Origin of the sequence: Novosphingobium ovatum, assembly GCF_009909235.1 — a bacterium.
Lineage (GTDB): Bacteria > Pseudomonadota > Alphaproteobacteria > Sphingomonadales > Sphingomonadaceae > Novosphingobium > Novosphingobium ovatum.
The window spans coordinates 380,021-404,157 of sequence record NZ_JAAAPO010000003.1 but is presented as its reverse complement, the minus strand read 5'-3'; the positions used below and the strand labels follow the sequence as shown (position 1 = coordinate 404,157).

General features: G+C 64.7%; 22 protein-coding genes. 8 read left to right on the top strand and 14 right to left on the bottom strand.

Annotated elements, in window-relative coordinates; translation table 11 throughout:
* Window positions 1-39: 39 nt before the first annotated feature.
* Together GTZ99_RS09510 and clpB are read right to left on the bottom strand one after the other, a co-directional pair.
* Entirely contained in the window at window positions 40-681 is a 642-nt protein-coding gene (locus GTZ99_RS09510; RefSeq protein ID WP_161718189.1) for a TetR family transcriptional regulator, read from the bottom strand.
* Between the two features lie 143 nt (window positions 682-824).
* On the bottom strand, window positions 825-3,404 hold the full coding sequence (gene clpB / locus GTZ99_RS09505) for an ATP-dependent chaperone ClpB (protein WP_161718187.1): 2,580 nt from the start codon (window positions 3,402-3,404) through the stop codon (window positions 825-827).
* Between the two features lie 174 nt (window positions 3,405-3,578).
* On the opposite strand from clpB, the gene GTZ99_RS09500 reads away from it, so the two are divergent.
* Window positions 3,579-4,229: an outer membrane protein gene (locus GTZ99_RS09500; protein WP_161718185.1), complete on the top strand. Its 651-nt coding sequence runs from the start codon at window positions 3,579-3,581 to the stop codon at window positions 4,227-4,229.
* A gap of 161 nt (window positions 4,230-4,390) precedes the next feature.
* The gene (locus GTZ99_RS09495; protein WP_161718183.1) at window positions 4,391-7,300 is read left to right on the top strand and encodes a M16 family metallopeptidase; all 2,910 of its coding nucleotides are present in this window, start codon (window positions 4,391-4,393) and stop codon (window positions 7,298-7,300) included.
* Window positions 7,301-7,383: 83 nt separating this feature from the next.
* On the opposite strand, the gene GTZ99_RS09490 is transcribed toward GTZ99_RS09495, so the two are convergent.
* The 8 genes from GTZ99_RS09490 to rpsU all read right to left on the bottom strand — a co-directional run bounded on the left by GTZ99_RS09490 (window position 7,384) and on the right by rpsU (window position 14,081).
* Window positions 7,384-7,740 carry a YajG family lipoprotein gene (locus GTZ99_RS09490; RefSeq protein ID WP_227711218.1) on the bottom strand — a complete coding sequence of 119 codons (357 nt, stop codon included), beginning with the start codon at window positions 7,738-7,740 and terminating at the stop codon, window positions 7,384-7,386.
* A 103-nt stretch (window positions 7,741-7,843) separates the two neighbouring features.
* Window positions 7,844-8,776 (bottom strand): hypothetical protein, encoded by a 933-nt coding sequence (locus GTZ99_RS09485; protein WP_161718181.1) that lies wholly within the window; start codon window positions 8,774-8,776, stop codon window positions 7,844-7,846.
* Window positions 8,773-9,423: a hypothetical protein gene (locus tag GTZ99_RS09480; RefSeq protein WP_161718179.1), complete on the bottom strand. Its 651-nt coding sequence runs from the start codon at window positions 9,421-9,423 to the stop codon at window positions 8,773-8,775. The genes GTZ99_RS09485 and GTZ99_RS09480 overlap by 4 nt, the downstream gene beginning before the upstream one ends.
* A 162-nt stretch (window positions 9,424-9,585) precedes the next feature.
* A complete protein-coding gene (gene gatB, locus GTZ99_RS09475) occupies window positions 9,586-11,082 on the bottom strand; it encodes an Asp-tRNA(Asn)/Glu-tRNA(Gln) amidotransferase subunit GatB (RefSeq protein WP_161718177.1) in 1,497 nt (498 codons plus the stop codon).
* Window position 11,083: 1 nt separating this feature from the next.
* A complete protein-coding gene (gene gatA / locus GTZ99_RS09470) occupies window positions 11,084-12,568 on the bottom strand; it encodes an Asp-tRNA(Asn)/Glu-tRNA(Gln) amidotransferase subunit GatA (protein ID WP_161718175.1) in 1,485 nt (494 codons plus the stop codon).
* A 16-nt stretch (window positions 12,569-12,584) separates the two neighbouring features.
* The gene (gene gatC, locus GTZ99_RS09465; RefSeq protein WP_161718173.1) at window positions 12,585-12,887 is read right to left on the bottom strand and encodes an Asp-tRNA(Asn)/Glu-tRNA(Gln) amidotransferase subunit GatC; all 303 of its coding nucleotides are present in this window, start codon (window positions 12,885-12,887) and stop codon (window positions 12,585-12,587) included.
* A 160-nt stretch (window positions 12,888-13,047) separates the two neighbouring features.
* Window positions 13,048-13,581: an FKBP-type peptidyl-prolyl cis-trans isomerase gene (locus GTZ99_RS09460; protein WP_161718171.1), complete on the bottom strand. Its 534-nt coding sequence runs from the start codon at window positions 13,579-13,581 to the stop codon at window positions 13,048-13,050.
* A 293-nt stretch (window positions 13,582-13,874) separates the two neighbouring features.
* Window positions 13,875-14,081: a 30S ribosomal protein S21 gene (gene rpsU / locus GTZ99_RS09455; RefSeq protein ID WP_008995590.1), complete on the bottom strand. Its 207-nt coding sequence runs from the start codon at window positions 14,079-14,081 to the stop codon at window positions 13,875-13,877.
* A gap of 297 nt (window positions 14,082-14,378) precedes the next feature.
* Here rpsU and GTZ99_RS09450 point away from each other — a divergent pair, with 297 nt between their 5' ends.
* The 5 genes from GTZ99_RS09450 to GTZ99_RS09430 are packed head-to-tail and all read left to right on the top strand — an operon-like array spanning window position 14,379 to window position 17,692.
* The gene (locus tag GTZ99_RS09450) at window positions 14,379-14,801 is read left to right on the top strand and encodes a fluoride efflux transporter FluC (RefSeq protein ID WP_161718169.1); all 423 of its coding nucleotides are present in this window, start codon (window positions 14,379-14,381) and stop codon (window positions 14,799-14,801) included.
* Between the two features lie 8 nt (window positions 14,802-14,809).
* Window positions 14,810-16,129 carry an RluA family pseudouridine synthase gene (locus GTZ99_RS09445; protein ID WP_161718167.1) on the top strand — a complete coding sequence of 440 codons (1,320 nt, stop codon included), beginning with the start codon at window positions 14,810-14,812 and terminating at the stop codon, window positions 16,127-16,129.
* Window positions 16,129-16,791 (top strand): HAD-IA family hydrolase, encoded by a 663-nt coding sequence (locus tag GTZ99_RS09440; RefSeq protein ID WP_161718165.1) that lies wholly within the window; start codon window positions 16,129-16,131, stop codon window positions 16,789-16,791. Before GTZ99_RS09445 ends, GTZ99_RS09440 begins: the two co-directional genes overlap by 1 nt.
* Window positions 16,788-16,997, top strand: coding sequence for a hypothetical protein (locus GTZ99_RS09435; RefSeq protein WP_161718163.1), 210 nt, complete (start codon window positions 16,788-16,790; stop codon window positions 16,995-16,997). Before GTZ99_RS09440 ends, GTZ99_RS09435 begins: the two co-directional genes overlap by 4 nt.
* Entirely contained in the window at window positions 16,994-17,692 is a 699-nt protein-coding gene (locus GTZ99_RS09430; RefSeq protein WP_161718161.1) for an ATP12 family chaperone protein, read from the top strand. The genes GTZ99_RS09435 and GTZ99_RS09430 overlap by 4 nt, the downstream gene beginning before the upstream one ends.
* 19 nt (window positions 17,693-17,711) lie before the next feature.
* On the opposite strand, the gene GTZ99_RS09425 is transcribed toward GTZ99_RS09430, so the two are convergent.
* The 4 genes from GTZ99_RS09425 to GTZ99_RS09410 are packed head-to-tail and all read right to left on the bottom strand — an operon-like array spanning window position 17,712 to window position 21,274.
* Window positions 17,712-18,338 (bottom strand): ABC-type transport auxiliary lipoprotein family protein, encoded by a 627-nt coding sequence (locus GTZ99_RS09425; protein WP_227711217.1) that lies wholly within the window; start codon window positions 18,336-18,338, stop codon window positions 17,712-17,714.
* Between the two features lie 14 nt (window positions 18,339-18,352).
* Window positions 18,353-19,291, bottom strand: coding sequence for an MlaD family protein (locus tag GTZ99_RS09420; protein WP_161718159.1), 939 nt, complete (start codon window positions 19,289-19,291; stop codon window positions 18,353-18,355).
* Between the two features lie 7 nt (window positions 19,292-19,298).
* Window positions 19,299-20,138, bottom strand: coding sequence for an ABC transporter ATP-binding protein (locus GTZ99_RS09415; RefSeq protein ID WP_161718157.1), 840 nt, complete (start codon window positions 20,136-20,138; stop codon window positions 19,299-19,301).
* Entirely contained in the window at window positions 20,135-21,274 is a 1,140-nt protein-coding gene (locus tag GTZ99_RS09410; protein ID WP_161718154.1) for an MlaE family ABC transporter permease, read from the bottom strand. The genes GTZ99_RS09415 and GTZ99_RS09410 overlap by 4 nt, the downstream gene beginning before the upstream one ends.
* Window positions 21,275-21,402: 128 nt before the next feature.
* On the opposite strand from GTZ99_RS09410, the gene GTZ99_RS09405 reads away from it, so the two are divergent.
* Window positions 21,403-24,120: a valine--tRNA ligase gene (locus tag GTZ99_RS09405; protein ID WP_161718152.1), complete on the top strand. Its 2,718-nt coding sequence runs from the start codon at window positions 21,403-21,405 to the stop codon at window positions 24,118-24,120.
* Window positions 24,121-24,137: the final 17 nt, after the last annotated feature.

Below are 24,137 nucleotides of genomic sequence, written 5' to 3'. Positions count from 1 at the left end.
CCTGCCAGCCGATTGTGACGGATTTGCGGCGCATGCGCCCTAACGCTGGACCAGAATGCCCGCGACGACGAAATCGTTCAGATGGGCTCGGTATTTGTCGCGCAATGCCTCGTCCAGAATGTCCGTGCCAGAGGTATAGCGCAGGACATAGCGCGCGGTGAAGAAACGGTCGGCCGCGCCAATGACGGTGAAGTAAAAGAACTGCGGGTCCACCGGGCGGAACACGCCGGCCGCCACACCCTCGCCAATCAGGCGTTCATAGGCGTTCATCAAAGGCTTGAGATAGGTGTCGGCCAGCCGCTGCCCTTCGTCCGCCGCGCATTCCCGGATCAGGCGCATCAACAGGCGGTGAATATAGGGCGTGCGGAAAAAGGTGTTCACCACCGCCGACATATGCAGCCGCAGCTTGGTCTCGGGATCGGCATCCTTGGCCAACAGCGTGTCGACGGCGCGCAGGATCGCGGCAAAATCCCGCTCGAGCAGGGCGCGCAGCAGCCCCGCCTTGTTCCCGAAGTAATATTTGACCAGCGCCGAATTCAGCCCCGACGCCGATGCCAGTTCCGAGAGCGATATGTCGACCGTGTCCCCTTCGCGCATCAGGTGGCTGGCGGTGTCCAGCAACTGATCGCGCGCCTGAACCGGAGCGGCGGGGGCCGTTTGGGATGGTGGGGCATCGGTCATGATCTGGCGCTACATCCCGGCGGCAAGGCGGCGACCGGCAAATTTAACCGATCGACTAAACCCTGCCTACCTATCGCGGATGCGCCAGCGGTGCAAATGGCAAAACGGCGGGGATGGACCAACCACCCCCGCCGCCCTGACGTTCAGATCACGTCGAACTGCAACGCGCCGTCGCCTTCCTCGATCCGCACTGCCGCGCCATCGGGGATGCCGCCCGCCAGCAACCGCTCTGCCAAGGGGTCCTGCAAATAGCGTTGCACCGCGCGCTTGAGCGGCCTTGCGCCATAGACCGGATCATAGCCCACCCGGCCCAGCCAGCGCTTGGCGCCCTCGGTCAGGTCCAGCGTGATCTTGCGATCTTTCAGCAGTTTCTGCACGCGGCCCACCTGAATCTCCACAATCGGCGCCATATGTTCATGGCCCAAACGGTGGAACAGGATGATCTCGTCCAGACGGTTCAGGAATTCGGGGCGGAAATGGGCCCGCACGACATCCATCACCTGCGGCTCGACACTCTCGACGTCCTGCCCGTCCTCCAGATTGGCCAGATACTGGCTGCCCAGATTGCTGGTCAGGATGATCAGCGTATTGGTGAAATCGACCACGCGCCCCTGACCATCGGTCAGCCGCCCATCGTCCAGCACCTGCAACAGCACGTTGAACACGTCCTGATGGGCCTTCTCTACCTCGTCGAACAGCACGACCTGATAAGGCCGCCGCCGCACCGCCTCGGTCAATACGCCGCCCTCGTCATAGCCGACATAGCCCGGAGGCGCGCCAATCAGGCGTGAGACGGCGTGCTTTTCCATGAACTCGCTCATGTCGATGCGCACCATGGCGTTGGCATCGTCAAACAGGAATTCGGCCAGCGCCTTGGTTAACTCGGTCTTGCCCACGCCCGTGGGGCCCAGGAACAGGAAGCTGCCCAGCGGACGGTTGGGGTCCTGCAACCCCGCACGCGCGCGGCGCACCGCCTTCGAAACGGCGGTAACGGCGTCCTTTTGCCCGATGACGCGCTGGCCGATGACCTGTTCCATGCGCAACAGCTTGTCCCGCTCACCTTCCAGCATGCGGTCGACCGGCACGCCGGTCCAGCGGCTGACGACGCCGGCGATGTCATCGGCGGTCACCTCCTCACGCAACAGCGCGTTTTCAGACTGGGCGTGGGCCTCGGCCAACTGGCGCTCCAGATCGGGGATGCGTCCATAGGCCAGCTCACCCGCCCGGCCCAGATCGCCATTGCGCTGCGCCTGCTCCAGCTCGACACGCGCGGCGTCCAGTTGCTCCTTGATCCGGCCCTCGGCGGCGATCTTGTCGCGCTCGTTCTGCCAGCGGGTGGTCAGTTCCGCCGACTTCTGCTCCAGATTGGCCAGTTCCTCGCGCAGCGCCGCCAGCCGGTCGACCGAGGCACTGTCGCTTTCCTTGGCCAGCGCCATTTCCTCGATCTTCAACTGGATGATGCGGCGGTCCAGCACCTCGATCTCTTCCGGCTTGGACTCCACCTCCATACGGATGCGGCTGGCGGCCTCGTCCATCAGGTCGATCGCCTTGTCCGGCAGGAAACGGTCCGCGATATAGCGGTTGGACAGGGTCGCCGCCGCCACGATCGCGCCATCGGTGATGCGCACGCCATGGTGCAACTCGTACCGGTCCTTCAGCCCGCGCAGGATGCTGATGGTGTCCTCGACGGTGGGTTCGCCCACAAACACCGGCTGGAACCGGCGCTGCAACGCGGGGTCCTTTTCGACATGCTTCTGGTATTCATCCAAAGTCGTCGCACCGATGCAGTGCAATTCGCCGCGCGCCAAAGCCGGTTTGAGCAGGTTGCTGGCATCCATCGCGCCTTCGCCCTTGCCCGCGCCGATCAGCGTGTGCATCTCGTCGATGAACAGGATGATGTCGCCTTCCGCGCCCTTCACCTCGTCCAGCACGGCCTTCAACCGCTCCTCGAACTCACCGCGATATTTGGCACCGGCAATCAACGCGCCCATGTCCAGGCTCATCAGCTTGCGGTTCTTCAGGCTGTCGGGCACGTCGCCATTGGCGATGCGCAGCGCCAGACCTTCGGCAATCGCGGTCTTGCCCACGCCCGGTTCGCCGATCAGCGCGGGGTTGTTCTTGGTCCGGCGGGCCAGAATCTGCACCGTGCGGCGGATCTCCTCGTCGCGGCCGATCACCGGGTCCAGCTTGCCATCGCGGGCGGCCTGAGTCAGGTCGCGGGCGTATTTCTTCATCGCGTCATAGGCGTTTTCGGCGCCCGCGCTGTCGGCCGTGCGCCCGCCGCGCAACGCGGTGATCGCCGCCTCCAGCGCGGCCGGGGTGACATTGGCGGCCTTCAGCGCCTGCCCAGCGGCGGTGGTCGTCGCCAGCGCCAGCGCCAACAGCATCCGTTCCACCGTGACAAAGCTGTCGCCTGACTTGGCCGAGATCTGCTCGGCACTGTCCAGCACGCGCACGCAGTCATTGTCCAGACCGGGCTGGTTCTGCGCGCCGCTGCCCGACACGGCTGGGATCTTGCCCAGTGCGCGGTCAACATCGGCCAGCGCGATCGCGGGCGTGCCGCCGGCGCGCTGGATCAGGCCGCTGGCCATCCCCTGCTCGTCCTCCAGCAGCGCTTTCAACATGTGCTCGGGGGTGATGCGCTGATGGTTCAGGCGGATAGCCACCACTTGCGCGGCTTGCAGAAAACCCTTGGCGCGGTCGGTAAACTTTTCGAGGTTCATATGTCCTCCTCCATTCACCACACCAGATAGTGTTGCCTATCCGCCACACAAGGGCATGGATCAAATTTTCGGCAAACGTGCCAAAGAAATCCGAAAATCAACGTAATATCAATTCATTAAGAAACCCACCGATAGGAAGGAAACCAATTCGAAACCACGCACTGGACTGAACTGATGCCGATTTCCCTCAAGTCTCGCCCCGCCGCCATGGTTCTGGCCGCGAGCGCAATGCTGGCCGCCAGCCCGGCGCTGGCCGGTGGTGCGCCGCGGATTGATTACGACAATCTGGACATGCAGTTCTATGCCGGGCCGGTGGTGGGCTATGACAATGTCACCGCCAGCCACCCGCTGATCGGTTCGGACAGCCGCAGCGGCATCACCTATGGCGGCGTGGTGGGCGTGGATACCCGCGTCACCAGCAAAATGCGCGTCGGTTTTGAAACCGAAATCACCGGCGCCAGCACCTCCCTGTCGTTGTTCGACGGCACTGACACCTACAAGGTGGGCGTTGGCCGCGACATCTTTGTCGGCCTCAAAATGGGCTATGCCGTGACGCCCACGCTGCTCACCTATGTCAAGGCGGGCTATTCCAACGTGCTGGGCACCTATGACGAATACAACGCCACCGGCGCCAGGACCTATCACGCCAGCCAGCAGCTGGGCGGCGTTCGTGCGGCGGTGGGCACCGAATATCTGGTGAACAAGGTACGGCTGCGTCTGGAATATCGCTATTCGAACTATGGCGAACTGAACATCAACGGCGTCAACACCGGGGTCACGTTCGAACGCCATCAGGTGATGATGGGCGCGCTCTACGGCTTCTGATCCAGCCTTCCCTTGGGTCAAACGCGAGACGGCGGCAGGGGCGATCCTGCCGCCGTCTCGCGTTATCACCACCCCCGCCCACAATGCCCGGTTGGCAATCGCCGCGCATCCGCATAGCCTGCATGGCATAGGCGGCCCCTTGCCCGCCAAAGGACTTGGCCATGTATTCGATCCTCTCCTCTGTTTCGCAATCCGTCCGGCTGAGCGTTTCGGCGCTGGCGCTGGTGGGCGCGGCGGCGGCACCGGCATGGGCGCAAACGGCGCCCGCCCCCACGCCCGCCGCGATCAGCGTGGCGCCTGCGCCGCTGTCCTCGCTGGTGGCCTCGGTCAACATTCCCTATCAACGGTTCGTGCTGAAGAACGGGCTGACCGTTCTGGTCCACACCGACCGCAAGGCGCCGATCATCGGTGTCACCACCTATTTCCGTGTGGGGTCCAAGCATGAGCCACGCGGTCGCACCGGCTTTGCCCATCTGTACGAACATCTCTTCTTTGGCGGCAGCGCCAACGTCCCCGATTTTGACGTCCCGCTCGAAGCGGTGGGGGCATCGACCAACGGGTCGACGTGGTATGACCGGACGAACTATGTCGAAACCGTGCCCAGCGGCGCGCTGGAACTGGCGCTGTTTCTGGAAAGCGACCGGATGGGGCATCTGTTGCCCGCCGTCACGCAGGACAAATTGGATAAACAACGCGGCGTTGTCCAGAACGAGAAGCGGCAGGGCGACAACCAGACCTTTGGCCTGTTGCAATATGTGATCGGCGATGGGCTGTTTCCGGTGGGCCACCCCTATCGCCACAGCACGATCGGCTCGATGGCGGATCTGGACGCGGCCAGCCTGACCGATGTGCGCCGCTGGTTTACCGATCACTATGCCCCCAACAACGCCATACTGGTGCTGTCAGGCGATGTCGACGCGGCCACCGCCCGGCCCTTGGTCGAGAAATATTTTGGCGCGATCCGTTCTGGTCCGGTGGTGCGCTCGGTACAGGCGGGGCCGGTGACTCTGCCCGCCCCCATCCGCCGCGAAATGACCGACCGTGTGGCCAACACCCGCCTGTTGCGCGTGTGGAGCGGCCCCGGCCTGAATGACCGCGATGCGGTGGCGCTGTCGGTGGGGATGGATGTGCTGGGTGGGTTGGCCTCGTCGCGGCTGGACAATGCGTTGGTGCGCGGCAAGGAAATGGCCATCTCGGTCAGCGCCGAGGCCGAAGCCCATGAGCAGGTCAGCGTGTTGCAGGTCAGCATGGACATCCGCCCCGGCGTTGACCGCGCGCAGGCAGAGGCCGCGCTGGACGCGGTGATCGCCACCTTCCTGCGCGATGGCCCAACGCCCGACGAGGTCCGCCGCTCGGCCACGCGCACGCTCTCGCACGAGATCGACGCGCTGGAGGTGGTCGGCGGCTTTGGCGGCAAGGGCACCACGCTGGCCGAAGGCTTGCTCTATTCGCGCAATCCGGCCCATTACAAGGCCGAGCTGACCGAACTGGCCCGCATCACCCCGGAACAGGTGCGCGACGCGATGCGCAAATGGCTGGGCCGCCCGGTGCTGGCCATCGGTGTGACGCCCGGTGAGCGCACCCAAAACGGCGACACGATGGGCGGTTGGGGTGACGAGGCCACGCGCCCGGCTCCCACCCCCGACCCGCGCAAGCCTGTCCCGCCGGTCAAGACCGGCCCCGCCCGCAAGGCACCGCCTGTCGCGCCGGTGGGCCGATTGGCTTTCCCCGCGCTGCAACGGGCCACGCTGTCGAACGGCATTCCTGTGGTGCTGGCCCGCCGCACCGCAGTGCCCAAGGTGATTGTCCATATCAGTTTTGACGCGGGGCTGGCCGCCGATGCGCTGGACACGCCCGGCACGCAGGGCCTGTTGTTGGCCATGCTGGACGAGGGCACCCGCGCCGAGGATGGCGTGGGCCAGACCCGCAACGCCACACAGGTGCAGGAGGATCAGGAGCGGCTGGGGGCCAGTATCAGCCTCGGCACCTCGCTGGACACGTCCAGCGTGACGTTGAACGCGCTGGCGGCCAATCTGTCGCCTTCGCTGGGACTGATGGCCGATATCTTGCGCCGCCCCGCGCTGAGCGATGCCGATGTCGCCCGCGTCAAGGCACAGCGGCTGGCCAGTCTGGCGCAGGCGCTGAAATCCCCGCGCAGCATCGCAGCGATGACGCTGGCCCCGATCCTGTTTGGCCCGGCGCACCCCTATGGCATGTCCGGCGATGGTCTGGGCACCGCGCAAAGCCTGAGCGCCATCACCCCCGACGCCTTGCGCGCGGCGCAAAAGCGCTGGTTGCGGCCTGACGCGGCGCGGATCACGGTGGTGGGCGATATCACCATGGACCACCTGATCCCGCAACTGGAAGCCGCCTTTGGCCATTGGCAGGCCCCCGCCACCCCGCGCAGCATCAAGCCGATCGACCGCCCCGCCCCGGCGCCTGTCCCGCGCATCGTGCTGATCGACCGGCCGCAATCGCCGCAATCGGTCATTCTGGGAGGCAAGGTGCTGCCGATCACTGGCCGCACTGCCGACATGGAAGCGCTGGATCTGGCCAATGAGGTGCTGGGCGCTGGCTTTCTCTCGCGCCTGAACACCGACATCCGCGAGGACAAGGGCTGGTCCTATGGCGTATCGACCGGGGTGCGTCTGGCGCTCGGCCAGCGCAGCCTGATCCTGTCGGCGCCGGTCCAGACCGACCGCACCGGCGATGCGCTGCGCGCCATGATCGCCGACATGAAGGCGTTCCCGGCCAAGGCCAAGGTGACCCCGGTGGAATTGCAGCGCGTGACCGAAGGCAACATCCTGTCCCTGCCCAGCGCGTATGAAACCAACGCCCAGGTGCTGGGCACGATCGCGACGAATGATCTGTTGGGCCGCCCGGACAATTACGTCACCACGCAGCCCGCCCGTCTGCGCGCGGTGACCGCGGCCAAGTTGGACGCGATGGCGGCCCAGCATCTGCAACCCGATGGCATGGTGTTTGTCATCGTCGGCGACCGGGCAAAGGTGGAGCCCCAGTTGAAGGACGCCGGCCTGCCGGTGGAAATCGCCACACCGCCGGGGCAATAAGCGCGCAGGGCACATGGGCATACAAAGGGCCGGAGCAGCAACGCCGCTCCGGCCCTTTTACATCTCAGGCAAGCTGGGAAGTTTTACTTCACACCAGCCGGCTTGGGGCCTTCGGGCGTGCCGACGCACTGCTTCCAGACGCCGCCCACCGTGCCAAATTCCAGCCGGTATTCGGTGCGGCTGCCCGTGCCTTCCTTGAACACGGTAAAGGCCATCGAAACGCCGCCATAGCCATTCTTGATCAACACAACCTTGGACCCGTCATCACGATCCAATGCCGCGGTCATGTTCTTGTTCGCCAGGCAAAAGGCGACTTCATTCTGGCTCTTGTCCGAATGGAATACCTGCGTCACCGGCTTGCTCAACACAGCCTGCGTCGAAGCGCAACCAGACAGGCCCAGCGTTGCTGCGCACAAAGCGGCGGTATAGATCTTTTTCATTGCACACCCCAAAATGGCCGCCCCCCCTATGACAGGGGATGGCGGCAGTGAATTCCGCGATTTAAATCTTTGTTATTCAGAGGAAATAGACCAATTTCCGTATTCAGTGCTTCAACTTTGCGCGGGTCATGATTGTCGGGCTGGGCACATCCTGACCGGTGCGCGCGTCGATCACCGTGTCATGGCGATAGGCCAGAATGCCCGGAATCGGCGCGACGCGGTCAATCAGCGCGCCAGTCAGATTGTTCATCTTGCCATAGGCGAACAATTCGGCGCGCGTCACCCGCCAATCGGCGGGCAGCCCCGGCGCGCCCCACAATTCGCCCATTTGACTGCGCTCGCGCTGTTTGGCCCACAACTTGGCCTGCATCGCCGCGGAGCCCATGCCAGCCGTCGGCTTTTCCGGCAGTTGCGGCAAGCGTTCCAGCATATTGCCCAGATCGGTCACCTCACCCGCCTTGACCGTGAAGGACACCGTGCCCATGCACATGCACACGCTGGGCAACTGCTCCACCTGCGACAGCATCCCGAAAAAGACATAGGTCCCCGGCTCAACCTCGCTCAGATAATTGAAGCGGTCCTTATCCTTGGCAAAGACGAACATCGGCCCCAGCGTCGCCATGTTCCGCGTTTCGGGACGCTCGGCCGAGACATCGGCCAGCGTAGGCTCGACGGGCTTGGGCGGCAGGGGCTTGTGGTTGTCCTTGGCCAATTGTGTATCGAACTGCCACTGCGACACCAGCGAAGGATAGGCCTTTTGCGCCCGCACCAACGCCTTTTGCAGATCCGCCTCATAGGCCTTCCAGTCGCGGGCATCGGGCAGACGCAGGAACGTGCCAAACCCCACGCGGCTGTGCGCCGACATCAGGATATAGCCGCGCTCGGGCTTGAACTTGTAGCCGCCTGCAGCCATGGCGCTCGCCTCGATGGCCTTGGCTGGTTCGGGACGGTCGCTTTTCTCAGCCTGCGCCACCTCGCCCCATGCCGCAGCGCTCAGCGCCACGCCCATCGTCAACGCCTTGATCACACCGTTCATTGGCCCAACTCCTTGGTCTTGGGCTTGGGCCCGCTGGCCACCATCGCCTGCTGCAGCAGCGCCAGATTGCGCACGTCTTCCTTTTTGCGGCCCAACCCTTCCTCAAAGTTGAACACCTCCCAACGCTCGGCACTCAGGGCATAGCGCTGATACCCCTTCCAGCCCATGCAGTTGCGCATGTTCACCTTGTACTCCTTGCGCCGCCGGGCCGAGCCAAAGATGGCATCGGCCATCGCGCTGCCGATGGCGCCACCGATGCCCCCCGCCAACACGCCATATTGCGCCATCGCGCCGGCCATGGCAGCGCTGTTACCGGCATAAACATTCGCCCCACTGGACAGCGCATCGCATTCGCGGATGTCGGCCAGCGCGTCCTCCAGCGTGGTGGCGTCGCGGTGGAAATAGAAATATTTGTCGGGGTCTACCGGATAGTCCGGCTTTTCAACGAAATCGAGCGCCGGCATCGGCGGCAGGGTTTCGGGGATGACAAAGTCATTGGCCGCGGCCCCCGGTGCGATCCGCAACTGTGGCTGCGCCACCACCACCGGGGCCGCTGGCGCGGGCGCCGTTTGCCCCTGCGCGCCCATCGGCACAGCAAAAATCGTCAGGCCCGCGCACAGCGCGCCGCCCCAGCCCATCAAACGCATCCGGTGTCGCCCCCAGTTACCAAGGCGCCAAACATATAAAAATATAAAGCACGGTCAACGCATTACATTTTGCAAATGCCCGGTACGCCCAAAACAAGAAAGGGAGCAAGCCACCGGCTCACTCCCTCACTTTTGGCTATAATACCGCTCAGTTTCAGCCGATCAGGCCAATGCCTTCTTCAGCAATTCATTGACAATGCCGGGGTTTGCCTTGCCCTGCATGGCCTTCATCGTCTGACCGACAAAGAACCCGAACAGCGCCTCCTTGCCGCCCTTGTACTGCTCGACCTTGTCGGTATTCTTGGCCAGCACATCGGCAATCACCGCCTCGATCGCGCCGGTGTCGCTGTTCTGCTTCAGCCCTTCGCGCTCGACGATGGCGTTGGCGCCTTCACCGGTCTCCAGCATCTTTTCCAGCACCGCCTTGGCGATCGAACCGGAAATCGTGCCATTGCCCACCAGCGCCAGCAATTCGGCCGCGCCTTCGGGGCTGATCGGGCTGGAGGCCAGATCCTTGCCCGCCTTGTTCAGCGCGCCAAAGAACTCGCTGGTCAGCCAGTTCGACGCCTGCTTGGCCACGTCAGCCTCACCCTTGCTCTGGGCGGCGGCGGTGGCGGACAGCAGTGCCTCGAACCAGCGCGCCGTCTCGACCTCGGCAGTCAGCACGGCGGCGTTATAGGCCGACAGCCCCAGCCCATCGACATAGCGCGCGCGCTTGGCATCGGGCAGTTCGGGCAGGGACGCGCGGCATTCCTCGACAAAAGCGTCAGTCAGTTCCAGCGGCAACAGGTCGGGATCGGGGAAGTAGCGATAGTCATGCGCGTCTTCCTTGGACCGCATCGACCGGGTCGAGCCGGTGTCGGGATCGAACAGGCGCGTTTCCTGCACGATGGTGCCGCCCGCCTCCAGCACGTCGACCTGACGGTTGGCCTCATGCTCGATCGCGGCCATGACAAACCGCACCGAGTTGACGTTCTTGGTCTCGGTACGCGTGCCCAATGCCTCACCGGCGCGGCGGACCGACACGTTGACGTCGGCGCGCATGCTGCCCTGATCCATATTGCCATCGCACGAGCCCACATAGCGCAGGATCGTCCGCAGCTTGGACAAATAGGCCCCCGCTTCGGCAGGGCTGGCCATATCGGGGCGGCTGACGATTTCCATCAGCGCCACACCCGAACGGTTGAGGTCGACATAGGACATCGTCGGGTGCTGATCATGCATCAGCTTGCCCGCGTCCTGCTCGACATGGATGCGCTCGATGCCGATGGTCTTGGGCTCGGGGATACCGGCCTTCTCGTCCGCCTCGATCGTCAGGCTGCCTTCACCCACCAGCGGGTGATATAACTGGCTGATCTGATAACCCTGCGGCAAATCGGCGTAAAAGTAGTTCTTGCGGTCAAAGCGCGACCATTTGTTGATCTGCGCGTTGATCGCGATGCCGGTGCGCACGGCCTGACGGATGCACTCCATGTTCGGCACGGGCAACATGCCGGGCATGGCCGCGTCCACCAGGCTGACCTGGCTGTTGGGCTCGGCGCCAAAGGCCGTGGCGCTGCCCGAAAACAGCTTGGCGTTGGAGGTGACCTGCGCATGGACTTCCAGGCCGATCACGACCTCCCATTCGCCGGTTGCGCCCTGAATGCGATAATTGCTCATCTTACCACCACTTTTCCGGCTTGGCGCTGAATGCGGCGCGCTGTTCAATCGCGAGGCCAGCGTTCAGCACACCCTGTTCGTCAAACGGACGCCCGATGATCTGCAGGCCCAGCGGCAGGCCCTGCGCGTCAACGCCTGCCGGCACGCTCATCGCGGGCAGGCCAGCCAGCGACGCCGGCACCGAGAAGACGTCGTTCAGATACATCTCCAGCGGATCGGCGCTCTTTTCGCCCAGCGCAAAGGCCGCCGAAGGGGCGGTCGGCGCAAGGATCACGTCACACTGCTTGAACGCTTCCTCGAAGTCGCGGGCGATCAGCGTGCGCACCTTTTGCGCCTGCGTGTAATACGCGTCATAGAACCCGGCCGAGAGCACATAGGTGCCGATCAGGATGCGGCGCTTGACCTCTGGCCCGAACCCGGCGGCGCGGGTGGCGGCGTACATGTCCTGCAGGTTGGCGCCATCGGGCAGATCGCGCAGGCCATAGCGCACGCCATCATAGCGCGCGAGGTTGGACGAGGCCTCGGCCGGGGCGATGATGTAATAGGTCGGCAGCGCATATTTCGAATGCGGCAGCGACACATCCACCACCTCGGCGCCCGCGTCCTTCAGCCAGGCGATCCCATCGTCCCAGCTTTTGGCAACGTCCGCGCTCAAGCCATCCAGACGGTATTCGCGCGGAATGCCCACCTTCTTGCCACGCAGATCTGCCGACAATGCCGCCGACCAATCGGGGACGGGCATGTCCAGCGATGTCGCATCCTTGGGATCGAAACCGGCCATCGCCTCCAGCATGATGGCGCAATCGGTGACGGTGCGAGCCATCGGCCCGGCCTGATCCAGGCTGCTGGCAAAGGCCACCACACCCCAGCGCGAGCAGCGGCCATAGGTGGGCTTGATGCCGGAAATGCCGGTAAAGGCCGCGGGTTGACGAATCGAGCCGCCGGTGTCGGTGCCGGTCGCAGCCGGGCACAAACGCGCCGCGATCGCCGCCGAAGACCCACCCGACGAGCCACCCGGCGCCAGCGGCGCGGTGTCGCCGGGGCGGCGCCACGGGCTGATCACATTGCCAAAAGCGCTGGTTTCGTTCGACGACCCCATGGCGAACTGGTCAAGGTTCAACTTGCCCAGCATGCCCGCGCCCGCATCCCACAGCTTTTGGCTGACGGTCGATTCGTACTCGGGCTTGAAGCCTGCGAGGATCTTGGACGCGGCGGTGGTCTGCACGCCCTTGGTGGCGAACAGATCCTTCATGCCGATCGGCACACCCGCCATCTTGCCCAGCGGCTTGCCAGCGGCGCGGTCGGCGTCAACCTTGGCGGCGGCGGCCAGCGCGGCCTCGGGCGTAGTGACGATAAAAGCGTTCAGCGCGGCCTGCGCATCGGCCACGGCGGCATTAAAGCTCTCGGCCACCTCAACAGCCTTGAACGTGCCAGCAGCGACGCCACCGCGGATTTCCGCCAGCGTCAGTTCGGTCAGATTGGTCATTATTCGATCACCCCAATCACTCGATTACTTTCGGCACGCCGAAAAAGCCATGTTCGGCCACCGGCGCATTGGCCAGCACCGCATCGCGGATATCTCCACCCGTCAGCGGATCGGCATTCACCACATCCGCGCGCAGACGCAGCGTATTGGGGATCACGGCCGTCATCGGCTCAACGCCGGCGACGTTCACTTCGCCCAATTGCTCAACCCAGGCCAGAATGCCGTTAAGCTCGGGCACCATCGCCTGCACTTCCGCCTCACTTACCTTGATGCGGGCCAGCGATGCGATCTTGGCCACCGTGGCGGTATCGACCGACATGCAATTACCTTTGTTCGAAAAGACAAAACCAGATGCAATCATGCCGCCCGCGCCGGGGAAACCCCGACACTGGGCGGCATGGCTGCCTGTATTCCAGCGCTAGCACCGCGCTGACACAGCTTCAAGCGGCGAGGCGGGGCAAAACCCGCCTGCCCCGCGATTACTGAACCGGCGGAGGAACCGGCGCGCCGCCAGCCGCACCACCAGGCGCACCGCCGCCCTGACGCATCATCTGCTCCATCATGCGCTGGCGCTGCTCCAGTTCGGCGCGGTTCATGAAGTCCATGACCTCAACCTGGAAGGTCAGGTCGGAATTGGCCGGGATCGGCCCCACCGCCTTGGCGCCATAGGCCTGCGACGAAGGGATGTGGAAGACGTATTTGCCACCCTTCTGGGTCTGCGACATCGCCTTGATAAAGCCGGGGATCACGCCCTCCATCGGCATCAGCGCGCGCTCATTCTGGTCGAACACGGTGCCATCCTTCAGACGGCCCTGATAGGCGATCATCACCACGTCGCTGGCGGTGGGGTGGGCCCCCTTGCCCGCCACCAACGTCTCGACCGAGACCATCGGCGGGCGCGCAACGGCAGCCACGGTGCCCCCGGCCACAACGGCGGCAATCACGCCCAGCCACAGCTTGGACACAGAACCCTTGGCAATCGGCTGAAGGGGAACGCGGGTGATCTCGGTCATCTGGCTTTCCTGTCAGGCATGGCAATCGGAATGGACGGCGCGCCGCCACACCCGCTCTCGCGCGCGTGAATCTCTGGCGCCCTATTGGCGCAAGCCGCCCTGCGGGGCAAGCCCTGCAAAACGCCTGATCGCGCGATGAACATGGGCAAATGTGTCAGGTGCCACCCTGCGGCCACAGCCCTGCCCCGCTCCAAACGCAAGAAGGCCCGCACCCCTTACAGGGCCGGGCCATTCTTTAGCGTTTGCCGCAGATCAGGCTGGCGTTACCGCCAGCACAACCTGCCTAACGGGCCTTACTTGGCGCCGTCACGCTCAGCGCGCTTGCGCTCCAGCTTGCGAGCGCGGCGGACAGCGGCAGCCTTTTCACGGGCGCGCTTTTCCGACGGCTTCTCGAAGTGGCGGCGCAGCTTCATCTCGCGGTACACGCCCTCGCGCTGCAGCTTCTTCTTCAGCGCGCGAAGAGCTTGATCAACATTGTTGTCCCGAACGAGAATCTGCATAAGAAAAACCACCTCAAAAAATCTGGCCGGCGAGAACCCCGAATCGCAGAATATGCGGGGTAACACCCAGGATATGGAACACGGATAGTGCCGAATCCTGCAGTGGGTCCGGCTGGAATTCGGGGCCGCTAGCAGAGTCGTCCGGCAAAGGCAAGGGATTCGCCCCAGTCAACGACCACCATCCAGCACGAATGCGGCCATAACCGCCAACAAAAGCAGACACAAAAGCAGGCAAGGCGCGCAAATCGGGCGATTGGCACCCTTTCGCGCGGCGCCAGGGCGGTTTATGGCCGGATCATGAGCATCACATCCCCCTCCCCCCCCAGCTTTCTGCTTGCCTCGGCCCTTGTCGCCGGCGGCGGCGGGCTTGGCGCATGGGCGCGGTTTGCCACCGGACGATTGTGGAGCGCGGCGATCGGGCCGGTCGCGGCCAGCGCTTTTCCATGGGCCACACTGACCGCCAATGTGCTGGGCGCGGCATTGATGGGGGTGCTGACCGGCTGGCTGGCGCGCCACGGTCCGGCGGGCGAAGGCTGGCGACTGCTGCTGGCGGTGGGCGTTCTGGGCGGCTACACCACCTTCTCCTCCTTTGCGCTGGAATTTGCCCTGTTCGTCCAGCGCGGCCAATTGGGGCTGGCGGCGATCTATGTCGGGACCTCGCTGCTGGCCGGTTTTGCCGCCTTGTTTGGCGGTCTGTACCTGATGCGCATGATCGGCTAAGGCGCGCCATGACCGAAAAGACCGAGCATAACGTTCGCCAGTTCATCGTCGGTGGTGACGATGATGGCATCCGCCTTGACCGCTGGTTCAAGCGCCACCTGCCACAGGTGGGATTCGCCACGATTTCGCGCTGGGCGCGCACCGGCCAGATCCGCGTGGATGGCAAGCGCGCCGCACCAGAAGACCGCATCACCAAGGGCCAGACCCTGCGCGTGCCGCCGGGTGACAGCCATGTGCGCGGCGCTGCCGCCGGCAAGTCTGCCCGCCAGCGCAAACCATTGACCGAAGAGCAATTGGAGATGGCTGACGCGATGGTGATCCACCGCGATCCGGCCGCCATCGTCATCAACAAACCGCCGGGTCTGGCGACTCAGGGCGGCAGCGGCACGCATGAGCATGTCGACGGCCTGCTGGACGCCTATGCCACGCATGGCCCGCGCCCGCGCCTGGTCCACCGTCTGGACAAGGACACCAGTGGCGTCCTGCTGGTGGCGGCAACGCCGGGCAGCGCGGCCTTCTTCTCCAAGCGATTCTCTACCCGTGGCGCGCGCAAGATTTATTGGGCGCTGGTCGCGGGCGTCCCCAGCATCGAGGAAGGCCTGATCGACCTGCCACTGGCCAAACAGCCCGGCACCGGCGGCGAAAAGATGATGGTGGACCAGTCCGAACAGGGGCAGCCCAGCCGCAGCCGCTATCGCGTGCTGGACCGGGCGGGCAACCGCGCCTGCTGGGTGGAGCTGCAACCGCTGACGGGGCGTACCCACCAGTTGCGCGTGCATATGGCTGCCATCGGCCACCCAATCATCGGTGACGGCAAATATGGCGGTCAGGACGCTTTCCTGTCGGGCAGCATCAGCCGCAAGATGCATCTGCACGCCCGCCGCCTGATCATCGATCACCCGGACGGCACGATGCTGGACGTCGAGGCCGCCCTGCCCGACCATTTTGCCGCCAGTCTGGCGCAATTGGGCTTTGACGAGAACGACGGCGAATACATCCCCGACCCCAGCGGCGAACTCACGCGCGAAGAAATCAAGGCCGCCGCCCGCGCCCATGCCAAGGATTACCGCAAGGAGCGCAAGGGTGAACGCCGTGGCCGCGCCGAAACCGGCCGCACCCGCAATGACAGCCGCATTCCGCCAGCGAAAAAGGGCGGCGTGAAAAAGGGGCTTGGCTCGCCCAAGCCGACGAAACCCACTGGTGGCAAGCCTGCTGGTGGTAGGCCCGCTGGTGGCAAGCCAACGGGAGGCAAACCGGCAGGTGGCGCGCCGCGTCCCGCCGGTGGGCGCGGAGTTGGCCGTCCTTCGACGCCACGGGGCCGTGGCTGATGACGGCGGGCGCGGTGCGGTTGGCGGTGTTTGATTGTGACGGCACGTTGGTCGATGGTCAGGCGGACATCTGCCTGACCATGGTCGAGGCCTTTACCACACTGGGCCTGCCCGCGCCCGAACGCGGCGATATCCTGCGCACCGTGGGGCTCAGCCTGCCGCTGGCGATGCGGCGCCTGGCCCCCGATGCCGATGCCGATCTGCAGGCCGCGCTGACCGAGGGGTACAAGCAGGCGTTCCGCGCCGCCCGCACCGCAGGCCGGATTGCCGAACCCCTGTTTCCCGGCATCCGCATGGCGCTGGATGCCTTGCGCGCCGATGGCTGGGATCTGGGCGTGGCGACAGGCAAAAGCGACCGTGGACTGCTGCATTGCCTGACCGCGCATGGGCTGAACGACCATTTCGTCACGCTGCAAACCGCCGACCGCCACCCGTCAAAGCCGCATCCCGCCATGCTGGAGGCGGCGCTGGATGCCGCCATGGCCACGCCGCAGGATGCGGTAATGATCGGCGACACCAGCTTTGACATGGCGATGGCGGTGGCCGCAGGCGTGCGCCCGATTGGTGTCGCCTGGGGCTATCACAGCGCGGCAGAGTTGACACAGGCTGGCGCTGTGGCAGTGGCCCGCAGCGCAAAGGAATTGCTGGAGATTTTGCGATGAGCCCCGAACTTGCCAAGGCCCGCCACAAGCGGCTGACGATGGTACGCTTTTTTGGCGTGCTGTTGGCGCTGATCGGCGCCGCGATCATGGCGGGCAAGGTGGCGTTGCCGCCAATTGTCGGCCTGTTGATCCTGTTGATGGGCGTGTTTGACGTCGTGCTGTTCCCGCTGATGTTGACGCGCCGCTGGAAGAAAATGGACAAATGAAGCGGTTTTACAAGGACGTGACCGCCGTTCCGGTGGACGGCGGGTTTTCGGTCGCGCTGGACGGGCGCAAGATCAAGACGGTGGGTGGTCGCCCGCAGGTGGTACCTTCGCAGGCATTGGCCAGCGCGATGGCACAGGAATGGGCCGACCAGCCCGCCGAGATCGACCCCACACGCTTTATTCTGCGCGACATGGCCGATTACGCGATCGATGTCGTGGCCAATGAGCGGGCGGAAACGGTGGCGGGGCTGCTGCCTTATGCCGAAACCGACACGCTGTGCTATCGCGCGGATCCTGACGAGGCATTGTACCACCGCCAGCGCGAGGTGTGGGAGCCGGTGCTGACCGCCGCCGAAGCCCGGCGCGAAGTACGGTTTGAGCGCGTGTCGGGCATCATGCACCGCCCGCAGCCCGCCGCCACGCTGGACCATCTGCGGGCCGAATTGGAGCGCGCCGACGATTTCACGCTGGCAGCGCTGCGCAATCTGGCCAGTCTGGCAGCCTCGCTGGTCATTGCACTGGAGGCGTTGGTGCCGGGCATGGACGCGGAAAAGCTGTGGGACGCGGCCAGTCTGGAAGAGGAGTGGCAGGCCCATCTGTGGGGTCGCGATGAGGAGGCCGAGGAACGCCGGGCAAAGCGGCGCACGGCTTTCCTGACATCTCTGCGTTTTGCCGAAATGGCGCGACAGGGATAAGCGGGGCGGCCGTGCCCCCTTACTTCACGGGCGCGGCCATCCACACCGCCACATCGGCGGCCACCTTGTTCGCCAAACGGTTCAGCACCGGGGCCACCGCTGCTACCTTGGGCATGATGCCTGTCTCGACGCTCTCGAACCGGCGCATGGTGACCGTGCCATCGGCGCCGCGGCGGATCGCGTCATAGCGCACCACCGCCGCTTTTTGCCGCGCGTCATAGCCCATCGCCAGCAAGCGCCCCTCCAACCGGGTGGCGCCGCGTGGGGTATCGGCGTCATCCTCGATCACCAGCGCGCCCCCCTGCGCCCGCAAGGTTTCGGCCAACAGCGCGCGGAATTGGCGCGCGGGCCGCTCCACCCATGCCGCGCCGTCCAGATAGGCGATCTCTGACGGGCTGACCTGCACCGCCACACGCGGGATCGACAGCGCCCGGTCGGTCAGCGGTTCAGCCACCACCAGCACATTGCCGGGGCTGGCCACCACCGCTCCACCGGCGGGCGCCAGGACTTCGGACGTCAGATGCAACAGGCGCTGGGGCGGTTTGGCATTGCCCACCGTCACACAGCCCGACAACAGCGCCGCCCCGGCCAGCAGCGTTCCGGCGGACCAGCGCGCCCACAGTTGGGCGCAAGGCATGGCGGTCATGGCGTGAGTCCTTTTCATGGCTTGTACGTAGGGACAGGCGGCGATCCCATCGCGCCCGAAATGCCCTGCGCATCAATCTTTTCCGTCAGTTCCCGCAGCGCGCGCGAGGTAGCGCGCAATTCGCGCAGCGCCGCCTCCGCCTCGGGCAGGGTATTGGCCGACAACTGCCGCGCGGCCGGCCGGGTGTCATCGGCGGTCTGCTTCAGCGCGTCGGCGGCCGCCTGCGCCGATTTCAGTGTCGCCTGCAACTGACTGGCCAGCGAATTGCCATTGGAATCCAACATCGCATTGGCGCGTCCCGCCACCTTCTCGAACTCACCCAGCGTGATCGTCGCCTGCATCAGCGTCGAGTCCAGATCATTCAGCACCGTCTTCACCTGCGGCGAGGCATCGGCCAGATGGCCGGTCAACCGCTCGGTATTGACCAGAATGCCCTCGATCGACTTCTGATTCTTGTCCGACAGCATCAGCGTCAGACGGTCGGTCAGAGTGGCCAGCCGCTCCATCAACAGCGGGGCGTTCGACAACAACGCGCCCAGCCCGCTGCGCTTGGGCGGGATCACCGGCGCGCCATCGGGACCTAGCGCGGTGATTGGCTTGGCATCCTTGCGCCCGCCGCTCAACTGGATGTTCGACACGCCGGTAAAGCTGCCCTGAATCGAGGCCGTTGTCCCGTCCAGCACAGGGATGCGTTCGTTCACCGCAATGCGCACCCGCACCAACCCCGGATCATTGTCCGAGATCTCGATCTCCTTGATCTGTCCCGCCGGCACGCCCGCATAGGTCACCGGCGTGCCCCGCGCCAAACCATCAACCGATTGGGTGAAATAGATGTCATAGTCCTTTTGGATGCCGCGGTTCAGTTGCGCCACCCAGACGAACACCCCGGCCGCCAGCACCAGCAGCGCCAGCGTAACCGCCCCCACCCAGACATGATTGGCCCTTGTCTCCATTGCCCCATTATGCCTTTGTCTGCGCGCCAAAGTCCAGCGCATCGCCCACAGGCAGATGACCGGCAGCGGCGGCCCGTCCACGCGGGCCGTTGAAATAGTCCTGAATCCAGGGATGGTCGCTGGCCATCAGTTGCGCGATGGTGCCACAGGCGATCACCTGCTTATCGGCCAGCACGGCCACACGGTCGCAAATCTCGTGCAGGGTATCCAGATCATGCGTGATCAGAAACACCGTCAGCCCCAGCGTGTCCTGCAACTCCAGCGTCAGCCGGTCAAAGGCGGCCGCGCCAATCGGGTCCAGCCCGGCGGTCGGCTCGTCCAGAAACAACAGTTCAGGGTCGAGCGCCAAGGCCCGCGCCAATCCGGCACGCTTTTTCATGCCGCCCGACAGTTCGGAAGGAAACTTGTCGGCCGCCTCTTGCGGCAGGCCGGTCAGCATCACCTTGTAGCGCGCGATCTCGCGGCGCAGGCGGGCAGACATGTCAGGATAGAATTCCTTTAACGGCACCTCGACATTTTCGGCCACCGTCAGGGTGGAGAACAAGGCCCCGCCCTGAAACAGCACGCCCCAACGGCTGCGGATATCCCCCATGCCGTGTTGCGGTGGAGCATCGACATCCTGCCCCAGCACGGTGATCTGTCCCTGCGTCGGGCGCTGCAACCCGATGATGGATCGCATCAGCACCGATTTGCCCGTGCCCGATCCGCCGACCACGCCCAGAATCTCCCCCCGGCGCACCTGCAACGACAGGTCGTGGTGGATGACATGATCGCCAAAGCGGTTGTCCAACCCCTCGATCGTGATCGCCGCTTCGCTGGCCGCGCCGCCTGTGCCCTGCCCGCTCATATCCAGCCGATTTCCGAAAAGAACACCGCAAAAAACGCATCCAGCACGATCACCACAAAGATCGCCTGCACCACGGCATTGGTGGTGCGATGGCCCACCTCCTCGGAATTGCCGGACACCATCATGCCCTGATAACAGCCGGTCATGGCGATGATCAGCCCGAACACCGGCCCTTTGACCACGCCCACCCACAGGTCGCGCAGCGGCACCACCTCCTGCACGCGGGCGATGAAATTCCAGAACGGGATGTCCAGCGTCACCGCCGAAATCACCGCGCCCCCGACAATCGCGATGATCGAGGAATAAAAGCCCAGCAGCGGCATCATCAGCACCGCCGCCAAGACGCGCGGCAAGATCAACGCCTCGGTCGGGGAAACGCCGATGGTGCGCATTGCGTCAACTTCCTCGGTCAGTTTCATCGTGCCGATCTGCGCGGCAAAGGCGCTGCCCGAACGACCCGCCACCATGATTGCGGTCATCAACACGCCCAATTCGCGGAACGCCAGACGCCCGGTCAGGTTCACCGTGTAAATCTCGGCGCCGAACTGCTGCAACTGCACCGCGCCCTGCTGGGCAATGACGATCCCCACCAGAAAGCTCATCAAGGCGATAATGCCCAGCGAATCAATGCCCACCAGTTCGATCTGGCGGATCAATGCGCGCCCGCGCAACCGGCGCGGATGGGCAATCGTGCCGCCCAACGCCGACAACAGCGCCCCCAGAAACGAGAGTATCGCCAAAACACCCGCGCCCGCGCCGATCACATTTTCCCCGACACGCGCGACCATCCGCGCGGCCAAAGGCTTTGCCGGGGCGGGTGGTTCATCCTGCGGGCGGGCGTCCTGCACGGCGGCGATCAGACGCTGCGCCTTGTCGCTGGCGCCGATCAGCACCGCGCCACTTTCGGCCATCAACCGGGCGATCACCCATGCGCCCACGGTATCGATCTCGTGCACGCGCGATGCGTCAATCGCCCGCACATCGCTGGCGGCGGCGCGCACATCGGCATCCACCGCGCTGACCGTGCCGACCAGCCACGGCCCCGCCAGCACCGCGCGCACGGACGCCGGTTGCGCGCCATCCGCCGGATATTCCACCGTGAATGCACAGGTCTGAGACGGGACCCCCTCTGTCATGCGATGGGTCATGCGGGAAAAACGCCCCCCAAGCAAGCTGCGCATTGGACCAAAAATGGCACCCAGCACGGGCAAATGACGCGCCCGCGCGCTTGCACACACGCGGGGGTGCTGGCAAAGGCGCTGGCATGACCGAGGAATCCAGCAACGCCGCGTCCGCTCCGGCGCTCGACAAGACCTTTGATCCCGCCGCGATCGAGGCAAAGTGGTATGGCCATTGGGAGGCGAACAACCTGTTCCGCCCCGAGCGTCCAGACGCGACCCCGTTCACCATCGTCAACCCGCCGCCAAACGTCACGGGCAGCCTGCATATCGGCCACGCGCTGGACAACACGTTGCAGGATGTGGTGATCCGCTATGAACGCCTGCGTGGCAAGGACGCGCTGTGGGTGGTGGGCACCGACCACGCCGGCATCGCCACGCAGATGGTGGTCGAGCGCCAGATGGAAGCCAAGGGCGACAAGCGCACCAACTACACCCGCGAGGATTTCATCGACAAGGTGTGGGAATGGAAGGCCGAAAGCGGCGGCACCATCACGCGCCAGCTGCGCCGTCTGGGCTGCTCGATGGACTGGAGCCGCGAACAGTTCACCATGGACCCGCACTTCACCCGCGCGGTGGTAAAGGTGTTCGTCGACCTGTTCAACCAGGGCCTGATCTATCGCGACAAGCGTCTGGTCAACTGGGATCCCAAGCTGAAGACCGCGATCTCCGACCTTGAGGTGGAAACCCGCGAGGTGCAGGGCGGCTTCTGGCACTTCAAATATCCGCTGGCCGATGGCGTTACCCGCGCCGACGGGCTGGACTATATCGAGGTCGCCACCACCCGCCCCGAAACCATGTTGGCCGATATGGCCGTCGCGGTGAACCCCGAAGATGAGCGCTACAAGAGCGTCATCGGCAAGGAGATCCTGCAACCGATCACCGGCCGCCGGTTCAAGGTGGTGGCCGACGAACACGCCGATCCCGAACTGGGCAGCGGCGCGGTCAAGATCACGCCGGGCCATGACTTCAACGACTTTGAAGTGGGCAAGCGCGCAGGGATCGCCGCCAACGACATGCTGAACATGTTCGACGCGGACGCGAACGTGGTGCAGACCGCCGATGGCCTGATCCCCGAGCGTTTCCTGGGCGTCGAACGCTTTGCCGCGCGGGCGATGATCGTCGAGGAGATGAAGGCGCTGGGCTGCCTGATCCCGCACGTCACCAAGGACAAGGAAGGCAACGCGGTTGAGCATGACGCCGAACCGCGCACCATCCAGACCCCCTATGGCGACCGTGGCGGCGTGGTGATCGAGCCGTGGCTGACCGATCAGTGGTACGTCAACGCCGCCGTGCTGGCGCAAAAGCCGCTGGAAGCGGTGCGTTCGGGCGCGATCGAAATCGTCCCCAAGAGCTGGGAAAAGACCTTCTTCCACTGGATGGAAGGCATTCAGCCGTGGTGCATCAGCCGCCAACTGTGGTGGGGCCACCGCATCCCGGCTTGGTATGCCGACGATGGCCGCGTGTTTGTCGCCGAGACCGAGGAAGAGGCGCAAGCTCTGGCCGGCGCCGATGTGGCGTTGACCCGCGACCCCGACGTGCTCGACACGTGGTTTTCGTCCGCGCTGTGGCCGTTCGCCACGCTGGGCTGGCCGGATGAAAACGCGCCGCTGTTTCAAAAGCATTACCCCAACGACCTGCTGGTTTCGGGCTTTGACATCCTGTTCTTCTGGGATGCGCGCATGGCGATGCAGGGCATGCATTTCCTGCCCGAAGTGCCGTGGCGCCGCCTGTACCTGCACGGGTTGGTCCGCGCCGCCGATGGCGCGAAAATGTCCAAGTCCAAGGGCAATGTCGTCGATCCCTTGGGCCTGATTGACAAATATGGCGCGGACGCGCTGCGCTTTTTCATGGCGGCGATGGAAAGCCAGGGCCGCGACGTCAAAATGGACGAAAAGCGCGTCGAGGGTTACCGCAATTTCGCCACCAAGCTGTGGAACGCGGCGCGGTTCTGTCAGTCGAACGGCATTGTCGCCAGCACCAGCGTTGCCGCGCCCGCCGCGACCAGCGCGGTGAACAAATGGATCATCGGCGAAGTGGTGGAAACGGTCGCCGCGCTGGACAAGGCGATGGCCGAGCTGCGTTTCGATGCAGCCGCCCATGCCATCTACCGCTTTGTCTATGACGGCTTCTGCGATTGGTACATCGAACTGATCAAGGGCGCCTTTGACGCCGAAACCAAGGCCGTGGCCGGTTGGGTGCTGGACCAGATTCTGGTGATGCTGCACCCCTTCATGCCGTTCGTGACCGAGGAATTGTGGAACGCTCTTGGCGCCCGCGAAACCGAACTGATCATCGCCGCATGGCCCGCCCCGCAGGCGCAGGTCGACGCCGCCGCCAAGGCTGAGGTGGAGTGGCTGATCGCGCTGATCGGCAATTTGCGCGGGGCCAAGGTGGAACTCGGCCTTGCGCCGGGTTCGCGCCTGACGGCCTATCTGCCCGATCCCAGCACGGCAACGCAGGGCATCATCGCGCGCAACCCGGTGGCGATCGACCGTCTGGCCCGTCTGGACGCGATCCACTTTGCCCCCGCCCCGGCTGGCGCGGCGATGCAAATCGGCGCGGGCGATGCCAATCTGATCGTCCCGCTCGAAGGCCTGATCGACGTCGCCGCCGAAAAAGCCCGTCTGGCCAAGGCCTTGACCGCCAGCCAGAAGGAGCGCGACAGCCTGGACAAGCGCCTGTCCAACCCGGCGTTCGTGGAGAAGGCCAAGCCCGAGGCGATCGACAAGGCCCGCGCCGACCACGCCCACCACACCGCCGAGGCCGAACGTCTGGCTGCCGCGCTGGCGCGGTTGGGCTAAGCACGGGCGCGCGCGGC

What these genes read in the sequence shown, in the direction of transcription:
- GTZ99_RS09510 (WP_161718189.1), bottom strand. Translation starts at nt 681, where the DNA reads ATGACCGATGCCCCACCATCCCAAACGGCCCCCGCCGCTCCGGTTCAG.
- clpB (WP_161718187.1), bottom strand. Translation starts at nt 3,404, where the DNA reads ATGAACCTCGAAAAGTTTACCGACCGCGCCAAGGGTTTTCTGCAAGCC.
- GTZ99_RS09500 (WP_161718185.1), top strand. Translation starts at nt 3,579, where the DNA reads ATGCCGATTTCCCTCAAGTCTCGCCCCGCCGCCATGGTTCTGGCCGCG.
- GTZ99_RS09495 (WP_161718183.1), top strand. Translation starts at nt 4,391, where the DNA reads ATGTATTCGATCCTCTCCTCTGTTTCGCAATCCGTCCGGCTGAGCGTT.
- GTZ99_RS09490 (WP_227711218.1), bottom strand. Translation starts at nt 7,740, where the DNA reads ATGAAAAAGATCTATACCGCCGCTTTGTGCGCAGCAACGCTGGGCCTG.
- GTZ99_RS09485 (WP_161718181.1), bottom strand. Translation starts at nt 8,776, where the DNA reads ATGAACGGTGTGATCAAGGCGTTGACGATGGGCGTGGCGCTGAGCGCT.
- GTZ99_RS09480 (WP_161718179.1), bottom strand. Translation starts at nt 9,423, where the DNA reads ATGCGTTTGATGGGCTGGGGCGGCGCGCTGTGCGCGGGCCTGACGATT.
- gatB (WP_161718177.1), bottom strand. Translation starts at nt 11,082, where the DNA reads ATGAGCAATTATCGCATTCAGGGCGCAACCGGCGAATGGGAGGTCGTG.
- gatA (WP_161718175.1), bottom strand. Translation starts at nt 12,568, where the DNA reads ATGACCAATCTGACCGAACTGACGCTGGCGGAAATCCGCGGTGGCGTC.
- gatC (WP_161718173.1), bottom strand. Translation starts at nt 12,887, where the DNA reads ATGTCGGTCGATACCGCCACGGTGGCCAAGATCGCATCGCTGGCCCGC.
- GTZ99_RS09460 (WP_161718171.1), bottom strand. Translation starts at nt 13,581, where the DNA reads ATGACCGAGATCACCCGCGTTCCCCTTCAGCCGATTGCCAAGGGTTCT.
- rpsU (WP_008995590.1), bottom strand. Translation starts at nt 14,081, where the DNA reads ATGCAGATTCTCGTTCGGGACAACAATGTTGATCAAGCTCTTCGCGCG.
- GTZ99_RS09450 (WP_161718169.1), top strand. Translation starts at nt 14,379, where the DNA reads ATGAGCATCACATCCCCCTCCCCCCCCAGCTTTCTGCTTGCCTCGGCC.
- GTZ99_RS09445 (WP_161718167.1), top strand. Translation starts at nt 14,810, where the DNA reads ATGACCGAAAAGACCGAGCATAACGTTCGCCAGTTCATCGTCGGTGGT.
- GTZ99_RS09440 (WP_161718165.1), top strand. Translation starts at nt 16,129, where the DNA reads ATGACGGCGGGCGCGGTGCGGTTGGCGGTGTTTGATTGTGACGGCACG.
- GTZ99_RS09435 (WP_161718163.1), top strand. Translation starts at nt 16,788, where the DNA reads ATGAGCCCCGAACTTGCCAAGGCCCGCCACAAGCGGCTGACGATGGTA.
- GTZ99_RS09430 (WP_161718161.1), top strand. Translation starts at nt 16,994, where the DNA reads ATGAAGCGGTTTTACAAGGACGTGACCGCCGTTCCGGTGGACGGCGGG.
- GTZ99_RS09425 (WP_227711217.1), bottom strand. Translation starts at nt 18,338, where the DNA reads ATGACCGCCATGCCTTGCGCCCAACTGTGGGCGCGCTGGTCCGCCGGA.
- GTZ99_RS09420 (WP_161718159.1), bottom strand. Translation starts at nt 19,291, where the DNA reads ATGGAGACAAGGGCCAATCATGTCTGGGTGGGGGCGGTTACGCTGGCG.
- GTZ99_RS09415 (WP_161718157.1), bottom strand. Translation starts at nt 20,138, where the DNA reads ATGAGCGGGCAGGGCACAGGCGGCGCGGCCAGCGAAGCGGCGATCACG.
- GTZ99_RS09410 (WP_161718154.1), bottom strand. Translation starts at nt 21,274, where the DNA reads ATGACAGAGGGGGTCCCGTCTCAGACCTGTGCATTCACGGTGGAATAT.
- GTZ99_RS09405 (WP_161718152.1), top strand. Translation starts at nt 21,403, where the DNA reads ATGACCGAGGAATCCAGCAACGCCGCGTCCGCTCCGGCGCTCGACAAG.